This window comes from Aquidulcibacter sp. (assembly GCF_044346625.1).
In the GTDB taxonomy this organism is placed as follows: Bacteria; Pseudomonadota; Alphaproteobacteria; order Caulobacterales; family Aquidulcibacteraceae; genus Aquidulcibacter.
The window spans coordinates 42417-58497 of record NZ_JBIIYV010000013.1 but is presented as its reverse complement, the minus strand read 5'-3'; the positions used below and the strand labels follow the sequence as shown (position 1 = coordinate 58497).

Sequence of the window (16081 nt, the reverse complement as noted above, 5' to 3'; positions counted from 1 at the left end):
CTTCACGAAGGCCCTCGTTTGGATCGTCCGATGAGTGACAGATTACAGCTCAGGCAGCGGGGAGTCCAATCGCCCGCAACGGCACAAAAGCTGCAATTGGCGTTCAAGACGTCAAAACGGCAGCTTATCTAACAAGCGCCTCTCAAACCAGACCATCCGCAATCGGCCATGTTCAGCCAAAATGCCGTCAGTTCTGGATGCGCAAGCAGTAGGCGAAGGTACTGCGTGAGCGGAGCCCGAAGGAAGACTCTCGTAAGGTCACAAAAAATGGATGCGATTCGTCCAAGTCGGAAGTGATCAACAGCGAATGATCAGGCCGCGCGCAGCAGCTCAGCCACCACCGATGGCCGTCGCGCGATCATCGCCAGTAGCACTTGGGCGGGGCCAGTGGGGTGACGGCGGCCCTGTTCCCAGTTGAGCAGCGTCCCCTTGGCAACGCCGATGCTTTTGGCGAACTGACTTTGCGACAGACCGGTCTGCGCCCTGATCTTGGCCACATCGATTACCGGCACCTCGATAACGTGGACACGCGCGCCGGTATCCGCGCCCTTGGCAAAAGCAATCGCTTCATTGAGGCCCTCGGCCAACTCATCGTAAAACTTGCTCATCTTCGTTCTCCATAAGTTGCCAGCAGCGTCTTGGCCAACTGCACCAGGTGGGCCTGCTCGGCCTTGGTCAAGTTACTCTTTTCATTTTTGGCAAACACACCCACCAAAAACAGAGGGACATGCACGCCGCCAAAGACAAACAAGGTCCGGTATCCACCGCTCTTGCCGCCGCCTTCGCGGGCCAAACGGACTTTACGCAAACCACCGCCGAGCGGCACGCCAGCCTCTGGGTTGGCCGCGATATAATCGACAATGGCCGCACGTTCCTCATCCGACATTATTGCTTTGGCTTGCCTCTCGAAGATAGCCAGTTCGACAACGGTTTGAGGAGCGGTCATGAGGTGGAATTATAGGCTAATGACGTATATGTCAATGGCGTACTTATTTTACCGGGCGTTTCCCAGCAATGCACATCGCGCCTTAGCGAGTAGTTCCTCAGGACTGCACCTTCTCAGAGGCGCCAACGTTTGACACCAACGGATCATGTAATCCGGCGTCGGGAGTCGGATGAAAATTGTAGCCAACGTGACCCCAATAGTGGGTGGGAGGGTTCTTACGCCGCCTCGGTCGTTCAAGCGTGCTCTACTACCTATCGTTGGGCCGCTTTGGCCTAGAGTCTTTGGCCTTGCTGAGGTGCACCAATTGTTCGGGCCAGTGGGAGTTAGAGTTTCCCGGCCTAAGTCACGTTAGCGGGCTGGGATCGCCAACGTAATTTGTCAATGAGATCGGGACTTTGTTGCCGATGGCGCTATGTGGCCTGACCTCGTTGTAGTATCTGCGGTAAGTCTCCAACTTTTCTTTCGCATCCGCAAGAGACAAGAACCAGTGAGCGATTCAAGCCCAGAAGGTCAGGAAATACCTGCCCTCTTAAGCGAGGTTTTGGTCTAGTTGCCAAGCTGGCGCAGACAAATTTGGCGGGTGAGTGGGCCCTAAGGACTGCGTGTTGGTGTGGGTCACGTCAGCCATACTGGCCTTCGCACAGGTCAAAATCGTTTGAATGAGGACGTTGGGGTCCAAGGGCTTAGGCACAAAGGCGTCCGCACCCGCTTCCATAAAGGCTGTGCGGTGGTGATCCATTGCATTTGCGGTTAGGGCGATAATGGGCACCGACTGGGTATAGCTAGCTGACGCGCGCAACCGTCGGGTCGCTTCAAGGCCATCCATATTGGGCATTTGCATGTCCATCAGGATAACATCAAATTCCTCCAGCCCTGCCATTTCGAGCGCCTCAACACCGTCATTGGCCATCGCGAGTGACCAGCCCATGGTCGACAAAAAGAGGCTGACAATCTTTTGATTGGTTGGATGGTCCTCGGCCACAAGGATGCGCAAGGGACGCATGTCCACCTCAACATCTTCGGTTTCGTCGTGCGCGCTTTGGCTGTCGGCCAGTTCATAAGGTAGGGTTACCGTGAAGACAGAACCTTCACCCTCGAGGCTGCGGACATCCAGTGAACCATCCATCAGTTCAGCCAAACGTCGGCTGATGGCAAGGCCCAGACCCGTTCCACCCTTTTTCCGCGCGATCATTTGATTGCCTTGTTCAAACTCGACAAAGAGGCGCGAGAGCGTCCCAGCAGAAATGCCGCAGCCTGTGTCCGCCACTTCCAGCACAATGGCGCGCCGACCCTTGGCATCGAGGCCAGTTCGCGCGGAAACGTCGATAGAGCCTGTCTCTGTGAATTTTACGGCGTTAGAGATCAAATTGAACAAAATTTGACGGATACGTAGAGGGTCACCTTTGATCGCGGTCGGGAAATCCGGAGCGGCTTTAAACCGTAGGCTTAGGCTTTTGTCTGATGCGCGTGGGTCCCAAATCCGGACCGCCGCTTGCAATTCATCGATAACCGGGAAGTCGACCCGTTCAACCGTCATTTTTCCTGCTTCGATCTTAGACATGTCAAGGACGTCGTTTAAAAGTGCAAGCAAGGTATCGACCGCGTCGTTGAGCATATCGACGTGCTCGCTCTGGACTTTGGACAATTTCGTTTGGCGCAACAAAATGGCAGAAGCCATAACCGCGTTCATCGGCGTGCGAATTTCGTGCGTCACGGTCGCGAGAAAGTCTGACTTGGTTTGGCTGGCGCCCTCGGCCCGCCTCTTTTGGTCCTGTGCTTCCGCATTTGCCCGCACGAGCTGGTCGGTAGATTCAAAGGAGCGGCGAATAATGATCGCCAGATGCGCAAGAAAAACGAGCGATCCAATCAGGATAACAGCCGAAGTCGCCGCTTCCATCTTGAAATAGGCCCAAGACGTAATCGGCAAGCCAATCAGATAGAGACACATCGGAACAGTTGAAGCGGCCAGTAAGGCCGTCGAACGGGCCGCATGCAAGGTAGAATGAAGCAGGGCACCACAAATAATCAGAGTTGCAAAGATACGCCCAGCCTCGCCACCTTCGGCCCAGAGAATGGCTGCAATGCCGTTGTAAACCAAAGCATTAAGGGACACGATGGCAATGCAGACGAGCTTCTTTCCCTCTGATACGACCTTCTCAGGGTTCAGGCGTAAGGGCTTAAAAGTGTACCAGTCCGCCGCTTGGCCCAGAACCACGATTGCCAGCCAAACAAAAGGTTCATAGCCACCGACAATAAAAAAGCTCGCAAGCGCTAGAAACGCCGCAACCGCAAGGCGCGTCTTCAGCTCCTTTGCCCGGTTAAGGCCGACCTCTGCGAATCCAGCTATGTGAGTATCCATCAACTCGGACCAATTCTTTGTCGGGTAAAGTACCAGCATGCACCATAGAACTGCCTAGTAAAAATAAGGTGAACCTTTAAAGAATTGGCTAGTGAAAATAAGTCGAATCTTTTAGCTTAACTTTGTTTGCTACAAAAAATGGCGATCTATCAACTAAATGACCATGATTTTAATCGCATTCAATGGCTGCCAGTACACGTGAGCAATTAGACTTCTGATCGGCATACTAAGACTCCTTTAAAAAGTTTGTGAGATACTTGGGATCTGAGTTTTTGAGGATGGATTATGGCTGCGCCAACGCCCCACAATGAAGCCCAGCGTCTCGCTGAGTTGCTGGATTTTGCAATTCTCGATACATTGCCCGATCCGTCTTTGGACGCCATTGTCGCCTTAGCCTCAAGCATCATGGATGTTCCCATCGCGCTGGTTTCACTCGTAGATGCAGAACGACAATGGTTTAAAGCACGCGTGGGCTTGGACGCATGCGAGACAGATCGCGAGAGTGCCTTTTGCGCGCACGCTATTTTGGACGATGAGCCGTTGATCGTCGCCAATGCGTTAGAAGATCAACGCTTTGCGAATAATCCGTTGGTTCTGGGCGAACCGAAGATTCGTGCTTATTTTGGCTTTCCTTTGATCGTTGGACCAGACCTGCGACTGGGGACGCTTTGCGCGATTGACCAAAAGGTGCGAGGCATCACGGATCAGCAAATCAATCAAATGAAGGCGCTGGCAAAGATCGTTGTTAGCCAGCTTGAAATTACACGTTCCACCCGCGACGCACTTTCGATGGCGGAGGCAAATGAAGCCCTGAACCGCGAAGCAGACCATGCGCGCGTCATTCTTGAAACCATGTCGGAAGGCGTGTTGATCAAAAACCGAATTGGCAAGGTTGTCGAAGCCAACCATAGCGCCTGTCGAATCTTAGGTCTGCCGCGGGATCAGCTTTTAGGCATGATGCCAAACGATCCGCGTTGGCAACGCTTGCGCGAAGACGGCACACCCTATTTGCCCAATGAGGTGCCCGCGATTGAGGTTTTGCGTAGCGGCGCACCAATCAGCAACCAAGTGGTAGGCATGCCAGATGCCGAAGGTGGCACCAAATGGCTAAATCTCTCGGCAAGGCCACTCTTTGAACCTTTTGAGGATACACCCTCCTTTGTAGTGTCAACTTTCTCAGACATTACCCATTTGAAGTCTCAGCAAGCGCATTTGCTAGATTTGTCGGTCAAGGCCAACGCTGCCAATGCCGCGAAGACCCAATTCTTAGCTAACATGAGCCATGAGTTGCGTACGCCTTTGAACGGGGTTGTCGGGGTTGCTTCCGCTTTGGCCAATACACCTTTAGACGATCGTCAGAAGCGTATGGTTGAGTTGATCCGCACTTCAGGCAAGGATCTGGAGCGCCAGTTGTCCGACATCTTGGATTTGACCAAGGTGGAAGCTGGAGAGCTTCAATTGGAAGCGGTTCCAATCGATGTCTCTCTCATTATTCAAGAAGTCGTTGCCTTGATGGCAAACGCCTGCGCGCAGAAGAAGCTTGACCTTGCATTCGACAACACTGTGCCAACAAAGCAGCTCTTCCTTGGCGATCCAGTTCGCCTCCGCCAAGTCATCACCAATCTCGTGTCAAACGCCGTGAAGTTTACGTCTGTCGGCCGAGTAAAGGTCACCGCATCTCCGCGTTCTATGGGCCCTGGCTTAGTGATTGAGGTCGAAGATACGGGTATTGGCTTTGACGAGACGCACAGCCAGAAACTGTTTGAACGCTTCTCGCAAGCAGATAGTTCGATTACCCGCCGATTTGGAGGGACCGGACTTGGACTTGCCATCACAAAATCCCTGACCGAATTGATGGGCGGAACTATCCGGGCCCAGTCAACCCCTGAAGTTGGCTCGGTCTTCACGCTTGACCTGCCGCTACCCCTCGATCGGGCCGTGGTGCCATCGGATATCAGTGAGGACCCGGCGGAGATTTGTCGCGACATCCCCAAAGATCTGCGTGTCTTGCTGGTTGAAGATCAATTGCTGAACCAGCAGGTGTTTGGGTTCATGATGGAGCCCTTTGGGGCCGAGTTCTTTACGGCAACGAATGGCGCAGAGGGCGTGGAAGCTTTTGAGACTGCAACCTTCGACGTGATCTTCATGGATATGCAAATGCCGGTTAAGGACGGCCTAGCTGCCTCCCGTGAAATCCGCGCGCTTGAAGCGATGACGGGGGTAAAGCCCACGCCCATCATTATGTTGACTGCCAATGCTGGTGAAAACCATCGGCGCGAGGCTTTGGCTGCGGGTGCCGATTTGCATGTCGTGAAGCCTGTGACGCAACAGGCCATTGGGGATGCATTACGAACAGCTCTCGCCACTTACGGAAAAGTGACCCGAGCCCACGGATGATGGCAGTATAAAGCTGCTGTTGAGGTGGGCGGCCGGACACGTTTTGTCTGTGTGAGGGGTGTCGGCAAGCCCCAAAGGCCGTCCATCAGGACTACCACGTCACCATAGTGGCGCGCTTGGGGGCTAGGCCATTTTCAAACTCGCGCAGGATGTCGAGATATTCTTGGATCTCAACATTCTTTTCCTTGTCCTTGTTGAACCGAAAGGCCCAGAAGGACGAGATATGCGACATAATGCCCATCGAATGGCCGAGTTCAATGAAGAGTACAGGTGCGTCTAGCAGGAATTTACGGAATGCCGCCGTATTGCCCTTTTCAACCAAGTCGCGGAAAGCATCGTCATAAAGCGACAACACAGCTTGGCAGCCTTTTGCACTGTCGCGAATGCGGCCACGGATCGATTTTTTTAGATCGTCCATCTCTTCACGAATATTCTTATCGATCCGGCCTTTGATCTTGACCGAGTCCATCTCGGTGCTGATCCGTGTCAGTTTATGGAAGGTCTCTGAGAACTGCCATTTATAATAAATGAAGCCCTTCCAGCTGAAAATGCCTTGCGTGAACTTCTCGCCTTCAAGACCAAGTGTCATGCGCAGGGGATCAAGGCGGGAGTCTGCATTGGTCGACAAGAGCGCATCGGCCAACTTCTTCACCAGTTCTGGCGGAATGGCCCCATCCTTGCTGCCAAACGCCATAGCAATCAGCGGTGCCATCTCGTTGGAGGTAAAAGTCTGCATGCGCGCATTATCGGCCGGTGAAATAGCGAAATAGCAATCGGCAGGATGATGGTGAAAGCGGCGTAATTGTTCGCGTACCAAGAATGGATCAAGCGAGGGCAATTCGTTGAGCATCTCAAGGATCTCAAAATCCTTCTCTAGCTCTGCTTCAGTCGCGCCCAACACGTCACACAAAGTGGCGCGCCACCCCGTTTGGTTGACTAGGATGGAGCGGCCACCTGCTTTTAAATCTGACCGATCCAACGGAAACATGATTTTGGTGGCAACCGCTGTGCCATCGCTTAACAGATAGGTCTCATCACTACGCAGCCGGTGCTTGATGATGATCGCCCGATTTAAAACCGCATCGAAGAAAAAGGGCGCACTGACCCGTGCCATATCATCAGCGAACTCGACGGTGATCAAATGCAGATTCAGCACCCGGCTCGTTGAGGCCGTGTTTGTTAGTGCTGCTAAGCTTCTCACGCCACTCATGGATACTCACCCCAAATTTCTAACTGGCGCGCACAAGAACGCATTTGTTCGGCGAGCTACTGGTAGGTCAAGTCCAATTGAGATTTCGTAAACCTTGGTTACATTTGTGCAGGCAAACTGCTTAGAAAATAGGACAAATTGCGCAAACTACCTATTCCCACTAGGGAAAAGACTGAGATCGAAGTCTTTCAATAGGTCAAGAAACTCCTCAACATTGGTAACTTCGCTTTGGCTTGGCCAAAATTGATAATGCCAATACGAGACGATGTGGGAGATCATGCCCATGGCATTGCCTAATTCAATGAAAAGGCCTGGTGCCTCCAACAAGAACCTACAGAACTCTGCAGCATTACCCTTCTTTCCAAGGCCCGCAAGCCCATCGTCATACAAGGACAAAATGTCGCCGGTTCGCTCAATCGCGTCGTGGATGCGCCCCTTAATTGAGCCTCGAACCGTGCCGATCAAATAGCCGATAGTCGGGTCAACACGACCACGGATCTTCATCGACTGCATCTGCGCAACAACTTTTTAGAGCTCTGGCTTGGTTTCTTGGAATTGCCAATTGTAGTACAAAAAGCCTCTCCAGCTATAAATACCGCGTTGAAATTGCTCGCCCTCAAGGCCTAAAGTCGTTTGCAAAGGGGCTAAACGGTGATCCGCATTGGTAGCCAGAATGGCGTTTGACATCCGCTTGACCAATTCGCCGCCGGCCTCGGCCCATGATTGGAATGCGAGGGTGAACAGCTCGCGGATTTCGTTATAGGCAAATTTCTCAAGACGGGCGGTGCCGCTTGGCGTAACGGCAAAGTAATCGTCTGAGGGTGAGAAATTATGGTGCTTGAGTTGTTCGCGCACCAAGAACGGATCCAAAGATGGCAGTTCATTTAAAAGTTCGAGGACCGTCAAATCAGCATCCAGAGCAATGGGATCCTTGCCAAAGAAGTCGCACAAAGCGTTGAGATAGCCAATCTGATTGACAAAGACAGAGCGCCCGCCCACCCGCAAGTCAAGATTATCAATCGGAAAAATGATCTTAGTCGCGACCGGAACATTTTCGTGGAAACATTCGATTTCATTCGGTCTGGGGCGATGCTTGGTAATGATCGCACAGTTCAGCAGCTGGTCTTGGAAAAGTGGCGTGTGCAGCTTTTCGGTAGCCCGAAGTGCTGCCTTGTGTGTCGCATTTAGATTCAAGACACGGCTGGTCGAACAGGTCTTGGCCAAAGCCGCCAAACTGCGAACACCAGTAGTGCTGCCGCTACTCATTGTGCGCGAATGCATAGTCATAGAGAAAAATTCCCTATGAGTAATTTAAGATACATAGAATTATCTAGTCATATCATTGATTATTTGGCGGATACTAATACGTATATAATAAAGCTATACTGTAACTATGTTATAAAAAGAGCCTTAATAATTTGTGTGTACTGCGCTCCAATAATTATAGGATCTATGACGGTTACTTTTAAGGGACTAAGTGCATTAATGATTTCTCGTGTCATCGCAATATCGGCGCTAGACGGGGTTGGGTCACCGGACGGGTGGTTATGGGCCAGAGCGAAAGAGCTGGCTGATAGTTCCAGCGCGCGGCGCGCGATCTCGCGCGGATAGACTGGGGCGTGGTCGACCGTGCCTTCGCCCATCTTTTCATCGACAATGAGTCGTAGTTTTTTGTCCAAGAAAAGGACGCGGAATTCCTCGCGCTTAGCACCCCCAAGGTTCAGCTTCAGATACGCCAAAACGCTCGACCAAGAGCCCAAGACGGGCTTGTTCAGAATCTCACTCTGGCTGCCCCGAACTTGAATGGCGTGGATCGACTTGAGATGGATGGCTGCGACTTGGCCAACGCCTTCAACTTGCAAAAGGTCATGAAAGGGTGCTTGCAACACTTCATTGATGCCACCAAAGCGCGTGATCAAGTTGCGCGCTAGGACTTTGGTGTCTTGCCGCTTAATGACCCCAAACAGCCACAATTCCAGCAATTTGTGATCGGCAAGACCATCCGCGCCCGCACGCAAGAAGCGGTCGCGTAAGCGTTCGCGATGGCCATCAAGATGGGCATTCGACTTGTTGACTATTCCCTTTGGCCCTCAAACTGGATCAGACAGCGTGTGGGGTGTGTCCAAGCCAAGGGGGGAGAGGGTGAAAATCTCGCATCCGTCCTCAGTCACACCAATCGAGTGTTCAAACTGCGCAGATAAGGAACGGTCGCGCGTAACAGCGGTCCACCCGTCAGGCAGCACCGAAACCGAATGTTTGCCTAAATTTACCATCGGCTCAATGGTGAAAAACATCCCGGCGCGCAATTCAGGGCCTTGGCCCGGCTTGCCGAAATGGACAATGTTGGGATTGTCGTGGAAAACGCGGCCTAGGCCATGGCCGCAGAAATCGCGCACGACAGAACAGCGCTGGGCTTCCACAAAGCTTTGAATGGCATGGCCAATATCGCCCAAAGTAGCACCCGGCTTCACCGCTTGGATGCCGCGCTGCAAGCTTTCCCACGTGACGTCCATCAAGCGGCGCGCTTTGCGGGATACATCGCCAATCCCGTACATGCGCGAGTGGTCACCATGCCAGCCATTCACAATGACGGTGACATCGATATTGGCGATGTCGCCACTGCGAAACTGGCGTGGCCCTGGGATCCCGTGACAAACGACATGGTTTAGCGAAATGCAGGTTGTGTGGTTATAGCCGCGATAGCCCATGCAGGCCGGGATCCAGCCATGATCGAGCACATAGTCGCGCGCCAACGTGTCAATCCGCTCAGCCGTGACGCCTTCTTTGACTTCGCCGACCAACATATCCAGCACCTCAGCTGCCGCACGGCCTGCGGCGCGCATGCCAGCAAAAGCCTCTGGCCCATGCAGTTTGATGGCATGGTCATTACGGCTGTCGGGTAGGGTGTCTGCGTCGATATACATCCCTGTCATATAGCCTTCCTATTGGCTTTTGGGCAGGGGGTCTAATGTGGTTTGCTCTGCCGCGTCGTCATCTTGGCGCGCGACTGTGGCAGTCACGGCCATATCCATGGTGACATTGCCCAAAGTCCGGAAGATATCGGGGAAGGTTTCGACTGCGATCAACAGGGCCAAGGGCTCCACCGGTGCGCCGAGGGCCAAACAGATGGGCGCGATGGAGCTGATAAAGCTGATGGAGCCCGGCAGGCTGACCGCGCCTAAGGTGGTGGTAGCACCCGCTGCAATGCCCAAAGCAATTTGGGCAGGCCCTAACTCCACTCCAAACCAATGAGCGATATAAAGCGCGACGCCGAGGTTCATGGCAGGGCCTGTTGCGCGGAAGATCGCAACAGCGATCGGTAAGATCACGTCTGCCTTAGCGGCTGGAACGCCCAAGGCCTGCACGCCCTTGAGCATGGCAGGCAAAGACGCGAGCGAGGATTGGGTCGAGATGGCGACTGCTTGGGCGGGAATGGCAGCTTTGAAGAATTCGCCTAAACCGCGCTTGGCTCCAAAGACGGCCAAGGCAAAGGACGCGATCCAAATGATGACGCCAAGGGCGGACAAGACGACGACATAATGGGCCAACGCCCCAAACGCTTCTGCCCCTGCCTTGGCCCCAACAACAAAGGCCAAAGCAAACACGCCAATGGGAGCCAATGCCAGGACCCAGCCAATCACCAAGATCATGGCTTCTGCGACAGCTTCGAAAAAGCCTGTCACCGGTGCGCGCTTTTCCAGTGGCAATCGGGTCAAGGCGAAACCAATGGCGGCGGTAAAGATAATCAAGGGCAGAATGGCGTCATTGGCTGCTGCTGCGATGGGGTTTGTTGGGATTATGGCGCGCAAGAAATCACCCAAAGGCGGCACGGGCCCGGGCTTTTCTGTAATACTCAAGGCCGAACGCAAGGCGTCAGCCGATCCATCCGGCATCGGAAAGACGCCAAGAATGACCGGGATCATAATGGCCGCCATGATGGACGAGCACCATAGGATCACCAGCATGGTCCCCACCCCACGGGCGGCAAGCCGGCCTGCGCGGGCCGCCAAAGCCGTTTGCGCAATCCCTGTAATCAAAAGGGCGACGACCAGCGGCACCACCGTCATGCGCAGCGCATTTAACCAGACAGAGCCGATTGTATCGGCTGTTGCATTGATCGCCTCACTCGCACCCAGCCAAATTCCAGCCAAAAGCCCGAAAATGAGTGCGGCAAGAATGATGAGGGCTTTCGACATGAGGCAATGCTTTCAACCAAATCGGCCAACTAATTGGCCCTGAGCGGCCAATCTGGCTGAGCTTTGTTAGCACTGCAAGCAGGGCACCCGCCTAAACCCCGGCATTTCGCTGCAAGGTCACACAAGCAGGCGTGCAGAAAGCCGATTGATTACATCACGACACTCTTGCTCAAAAAGTCCGTTTGCCGCACAAAGCGGCCAGATGGGGACGTGGCGAAATAGGTAGACGCACCGGACTTAAAATCCGTTGGAGCAATCCGTGCCGGTTCAAGTCCGGCCGTCCCTACCAATCCTTCCAGCCTAAAAAGAACAAACCCTGCGACTGGGTATGCCAGTCACAGGGTCTGTAAACTTACGAGCTGAGCGAACCTTAGAAGCTGGTCTGATACCGAACCATCATGGCTTGGTCTTCCTTGCCCGAGATACCGTCCGCATTCTGACGCGCCATCACAGCGAACGCGAGGGCGGAATCTTGGCTTAAGGTCCGGGTATAGACGGCTTCAAAGCGCTGTTCTGGCGTTTGGGACGCGAGGCTGATCGCGCGGCGCGTCATGATGGGCGCGCCGGTTTCAGCATCTGCCCCTGTCGCCAAGAACAAGTTCATCATGCCGCTACGGCTGGTCAGCGGGGTACCGATGGCCAGATCGAGTTGGTCGCCCTTGGCCAACAAATCACGCTGGGCGTAGTTGAAGGCGTAAGCTGTTGCTTCGGTTGCGCTGATCGAGCTCACCAAGCTGGTGCCCGCACCCACTTGCGACGCGGTTTGAGAATGGGTCATCCGTGCGCTGAGCGAGGCTTTGTCAGACAAGGCCCAAGCCAGATCGGTTTGCACCGCAAAGGTGTGGGCAGGGCCCGACAAGCCAAAGAGCTCGCTATCCACATCGCCCAAGCGACCTTGGCTCTCTTGGATGCCCACCACGCTTGCGCCAAAGCTCACGCGGTCAAACTGACGGCTAAGGGCCGCTTCCACGCTGCTGGCTTGGCTGGTCGCGTTTGGCGTCCAATTCAGGCCGCGGCGCTTATATTGCTCACCTTGCATACGCGCGCCAAAGGTTAGGCTGACGCCATTGTCAAAGGTCCGCAGGCTGGCCACGCTGGCGGTGGTGCCTTCAAACAGGGCGGTGTGATCGGCAAAGCCCAAGAGGCGCGCGGTTGGCGCGGCACCTGTGGCTAAGCTCGCACCCAAGATGGGGGAGGCTTGGCCGATGGCGACGGCCCATGACTGGCCTTGATTGCCGACAAAGTGGAGGCCGCCACTGGTGTCTCCGCCTACGGATTGCGCAGGTGTTGCGACCAAGGACAAGGTGCCACTGGGGGTTGCTACGCTGGCCAAGGTCGCCTGCATGCGATTGGAAAGGGTCGACGAGAGGATCGAGACTGAATCTGGCCGAAGATCCTCTAACTTGGTGGCAAAATCATAAGCAAAGTCGCGACCAAACGCGTCAAATACCACGCCTTCAAAGGCACCGGCATCACCTGCAAACGACTTCGCACCAATGGCCACCCCACCGCTGGTAGCAGGCGCAAGGGCGAGGGGCGTCGTGCCGGCAGAGCTGACTGCGGTTACGGTGCCGACTGGCAGAAGTGCCTTCTCTAGATTGAGGAGACCGCGGCCATAAACTGGGTCGATCCCTTTTGCGCCTAAGTCTGTCGCCGTCACGAACAGGACTTCAGCGACCTTCGGTGCCGTCAGATAAGGCCACGCGCTTTTTACGACAGCAGCCGCACCTGCCACCACAGGAGCGGCCATCGACGTGCCACTCATGTACGCATAGGCGTTAGGGGCAGAAGGAAAGGCCCCGATCAAATTGACGCCAGGTGCCACCAAATAGAAGTTACGTGCGTCACCTGCCCGATTTGAAAAGCTGGCGATGACATTATTTGCGTCAACTGCGCCAACCGCAATGATCTGACCCTTGGCCCAAGCCTCTGAAGCGTGGCGGGCGGGGAAAGATGGATTAGCAAGGCCTTCATTACCAGCCGCAATCACCATCAAAAGGCCCGCCGCCTGCGCGCCCTGCAGGGCGGTGCGAATGGTCGGGCTCATGCTTGACCCGCCTAAGCTTAAGTTCATCACGAAGGCGCGTTGGCTGGTCGCGTAATTGATTCCGCGGGCGACGAAAAAGTCCGAGGTTGAGGAGCCTTGGAAAACTTGGATTGGCAGGATCCGGGCGTTCGAGGCAATCCCCACCATGCCAACACCATTGGCGCGCGCCGCTGCCAGAGAGGCGACATGCGTACCATGGCCACTGGTATCATTGACCGCTGTCGTCCCGGCCAGATTGGTGAAAGCATTATAACCGCCAGTTATGGCACCGGCAAAGTCGATATGGTCGCGGCGGATCCCTGAATCGATGATCGCAATGGTGACGTTTGTGCCCCGCGCTGCCCAAGGGCGCGGCTTAAAGGCACCCACGCGCGATGCCGCTGACGACCACGCCAGTTCTTGACCAGTTGGCAGCTTAGCAGTTTGGGCGAGCGCCGCGCTGCAAGGCAGAAGGCCAGCAACAGCAGTCATAGAAAGAAGGATAGTTTTCATTATTAGTCCCTGAACGTGAAAAAGCTGAGGGACCGGATAAATACTAAGGTTTAAAGCGGAATTTTGAAACAAGGCGTAGAATTTCTACTCTTCAGAATGGCTTTTTTAGTCAAAGATAGCTCAAATTTGGTTGATTACGCGGGACCTGTCGAAGCTAATTCAAGGTATCGCGCAGGTATTTGAAGTAAATCTTTTATGAGCTTAAGCGGTTCTAGCGATCTTTGACGCTGAAAACCGACCTAGTCATGCGCGTTTTGCCCACGCCCTGCCATACCATTGTGTAAAAATTCTTCTCACGAAATGGGCGCCGACCTAGCTTTCAAGCGTGATCAGCTTAGAGAAGGTCGCACGAGAATCTGGATGGGAGTGGCAATCGTGGGGAAATTAGGAAACTGGGGCTTAGCTGGCCTGGTGGCGATTGGTTTGGCTTGGGCGAGTCAATCTTCTGCGAAAACCAACACCGCCAAGGGACCGCTGACACCAGAACTGATGTGGCAATTGCAACGCGTTGGCGCACCCAGCCTGTCGCCCGATGGCAAGTTATCGGTGGTAACGGTTACGCGGTTTGACGCGGAAAGTGACCGCAGCTTCACAGCCCTATGGGTGGTCTCCAATGAGACAGGCTCGAGCCGCCAACTCACCAGTGGCGATGGCAATGACATTTCTCCAGTCTGGAGTCCGGATGGCAAGTGGATTGCCTTTGTCTCAAAGCGTGGCACCGACAGCGCGAACCAGCTTTACGTGATTGCCCCTGATGGGGGCGAGGCTCGTCGACTGACAGGCGTGCCAACGGGGGTGTCGGCCCCTAAATGGTTCCCCGATAGTCAAAGGATTGCTTTCATCAGCTCTGTCTGGGCAGACCTTATTAGCTGGGACGAACAGGGCCAACGCGTAAAAGATCGCGCTGCCACCACGATGCAGGCCCGCGTTTGGGACAAGGCCCCTATCAGCTACTGGGATCGCTTTCTCGATGAGCGTCAGCCCCATCTCTATGCCATTTCGATCAATGCTGGAGACCCAGTTGCGTTAACAGGCCCGGCTGGCATTGCCATTGAGTTCCGCACACCAGGGTCTGAAGATTATGATATCGCTCCCGACGGCCAAGAAATCGCCTTTGTCGGCGAAAGCGATACCAATGGTACACGTCCAAATTCTGATATCTTTGCGCTATCCTTGACCGCTGGCACCGTCCGCAATCTCACTGCCGCCAATCTGGCAGGCGATGGCGAGCCGCATTACAGCCCAGATGGTCGATATCTGACCTGGAGTTCCAATGTCATCGTTGCGGCTTCTGATCGTCAGCGGGTGATGCTGTTAGACCGCCAAGCTACCGATGCAGCTCCCCGTGATCTATCGGCGACTTGGGACTGGTCTGCCGCAGAAGTCACCTGGGCACCAGATTCCAAGTCCTTGTGGGTGATTGCAGAAGATCGGCCGACGCGGCGCTTGTTTAAGATGGATCTGACTGGGGCGACACCTCGCCGCGTGACTAAGGATGGCGACTTTGCAGGTATTGCTGCTGCGGGGCGCAGCTTGGTTGGCTTACGGGCCAGCTTCTCCAGCCCCGCTACCTTGGTGGCTATTGACAGCGCAACTGGCCAAACTGCCCAATTGTCTCGCTTCAACGACGCCCTGCTTGCCAATGTCGAAATGGGCAAGGTGGATTCAGTCAGTTATCGAAGTGCCAATGGGGCCGATATCCAGATGTGGGTGGTCAAACCACCCCGCTTTGATGCGTCGAAAAAGTATCCCGTAATGTTCTTGCTGCATGGTGGACCCCATGTCGGCATTACTGATCAATGGTCTTACCGCTGGAACGCACAAGTCTTTGCGGGTTGGGGCTATGTGACGACGTGGCATAACTTCCATGGTTCATCCGGCTTTGGCGACGCCTTCACCGATGCCATCCAGCCAGATTGGGTCACTTTGCCGTATCAGGATACTTTGGCTGCTGCTGACTATTTGAAAGCCCAGAAATGGGTGGATTCGGAACGCATGGTCGCCTCTGGGGGTAGCTATGGCGGCTATCTGGCCACGGTACTGCTCGGGCGGCCTCACCCCTTCAAGGCGCTGGTAGCCCATGCACCGGTCTACAATCAATACACCCAGATCGGGGCCGATTATGGGGCCAATCAAAACCGCTATTACGAAGCTTGGGAGGACCCAGCAAAGTTTCAAGCAACCAGCCCAAACATGTTGGCTGCCAACTTTAAAACCCCCACTTTGGTCATTCATGGTCAGCTGGACCTGCGTGTGCCTGTCAATCACGGGATTGAGTTGTTCAACACCCTTCAGAAGAAGGGCGTGCCGTCGCGTTTGATCTATTACGCCAACGAGAACCATTGGGTTCTTCGCCCTCAGAACTCCTTATTCTGGTATGAAGAAGTCAAGAAGTGGGTGGCGACGTATGCTCCGGCTGGTGGCAAGTAAGGGT

The 16081-nt window shown here is 54.4% G+C and carries 12 protein-coding genes, 1 tRNA gene and 1 pseudogene; 3 read left to right on the top strand and 11 right to left on the bottom strand.

Annotation, left to right across the window (positions count from 1 at the left end):
- Positions 1 to 311: 311 nt before the first annotated feature.
- The 4 genes and pseudogenes from nadS to ACIQ20_RS05575 form a co-directional block, all read right to left on the bottom strand.
- A complete protein-coding gene (gene nadS, locus ACIQ20_RS05590) occupies positions 312 to 608 on the bottom strand; it encodes a NadS family protein (protein ID WP_298226654.1) in 297 nt (98 codons plus the stop codon).
- Complete coding sequence (locus tag ACIQ20_RS05585; RefSeq protein ID WP_395778198.1) at positions 605 to 946, bottom strand: type II toxin-antitoxin system RelE/ParE family toxin; 342 nt, start codon at positions 944 to 946, stop codon at positions 605 to 607. Before ACIQ20_RS05585 ends, nadS begins: the two co-directional genes overlap by 4 nt.
- Before the next feature lie 343 nt (positions 947 to 1289).
- Positions 1290 to 1436: pseudogene (locus ACIQ20_RS05580) on the bottom strand (integrase core domain-containing protein); the annotation flags it as partial.
- 39 nt (positions 1437 to 1475) lie between these two features.
- A complete protein-coding gene (locus ACIQ20_RS05575) occupies positions 1476 to 3305 on the bottom strand; it encodes a response regulator (RefSeq protein ID WP_395778196.1) in 1830 nt (609 codons plus the stop codon).
- 285 nt (positions 3306 to 3590) lie between these two features.
- Here ACIQ20_RS05575 and ACIQ20_RS05570 point away from each other — a divergent pair, with 285 nt between their 5' ends.
- Positions 3591 to 5702, top strand: a complete 2112-nt coding sequence (locus ACIQ20_RS05570) for an ATP-binding protein (protein ID WP_395778194.1) — start codon at positions 3591 to 3593, stop codon at positions 5700 to 5702.
- Between the two features lie 91 nt (positions 5703 to 5793).
- Here the strand turns inward: ACIQ20_RS05570 and ACIQ20_RS05565 are convergent, their stop codons facing one another.
- The 6 genes from ACIQ20_RS05565 to ACIQ20_RS05540 all read right to left on the bottom strand — a co-directional run bounded on the left by ACIQ20_RS05565 (position 5794) and on the right by ACIQ20_RS05540 (position 11108).
- The gene (locus ACIQ20_RS05565; protein ID WP_395778192.1) at positions 5794 to 6912 is read right to left on the bottom strand and encodes a hypothetical protein; all 1119 of its coding nucleotides are present in this window, start codon (positions 6910 to 6912) and stop codon (positions 5794 to 5796) included.
- Between the two features lie 147 nt (positions 6913 to 7059).
- Positions 7060 to 7416: a hypothetical protein gene (locus ACIQ20_RS05560; RefSeq protein ID WP_395778190.1), complete on the bottom strand. Its 357-nt coding sequence runs from the start codon at positions 7414 to 7416 to the stop codon at positions 7060 to 7062.
- A 24-nt stretch (positions 7417 to 7440) separates the two neighbouring features.
- Positions 7441 to 8199, bottom strand: a complete 759-nt coding sequence (locus ACIQ20_RS05555) for a hypothetical protein (RefSeq protein ID WP_395778188.1) — start codon at positions 8197 to 8199, stop codon at positions 7441 to 7443.
- Positions 8200 to 8303: 104 nt separating this feature from the next.
- The gene (radC, locus tag ACIQ20_RS05550; protein ID WP_395778205.1) at positions 8304 to 8990 is read right to left on the bottom strand and encodes a DNA repair protein RadC; all 687 of its coding nucleotides are present in this window, start codon (positions 8988 to 8990) and stop codon (positions 8304 to 8306) included.
- Positions 8991 to 9002: 12 nt separating this feature from the next.
- On the bottom strand, positions 9003 to 9836 hold the full coding sequence (gene map / locus ACIQ20_RS05545) for a type I methionyl aminopeptidase (RefSeq protein ID WP_395778203.1): 834 nt from the start codon (positions 9834 to 9836) through the stop codon (positions 9003 to 9005).
- A gap of 18 nt (positions 9837 to 9854) precedes the next feature.
- The gene (locus ACIQ20_RS05540; protein ID WP_395778186.1) at positions 9855 to 11108 is read right to left on the bottom strand and encodes a dicarboxylate/amino acid:cation symporter; all 1254 of its coding nucleotides are present in this window, start codon (positions 11106 to 11108) and stop codon (positions 9855 to 9857) included.
- Between the two features lie 204 nt (positions 11109 to 11312).
- Between ACIQ20_RS05540 and ACIQ20_RS05535 the strand changes: the two genes are divergently transcribed.
- Positions 11313 to 11397 (top strand) — tRNA-Leu (locus ACIQ20_RS05535).
- 81 nt (positions 11398 to 11478) lie between these two features.
- Here the strand turns inward: ACIQ20_RS05535 and ACIQ20_RS05530 are convergent.
- Positions 11479 to 13647, bottom strand: coding sequence for a S8 family serine peptidase (locus ACIQ20_RS05530; protein WP_395778184.1), 2169 nt, complete (start codon positions 13645 to 13647; stop codon positions 11479 to 11481).
- A gap of 375 nt (positions 13648 to 14022) precedes the next feature.
- Here ACIQ20_RS05530 and ACIQ20_RS05525 point away from each other — a divergent pair, with 375 nt between their 5' ends.
- Entirely contained in the window at positions 14023 to 16077 is a 2055-nt protein-coding gene (locus ACIQ20_RS05525; RefSeq protein WP_395778182.1) for a prolyl oligopeptidase family serine peptidase, read from the top strand.
- The last annotated feature ends 4 nt before the right edge of the window (positions 16078 to 16081 follow it).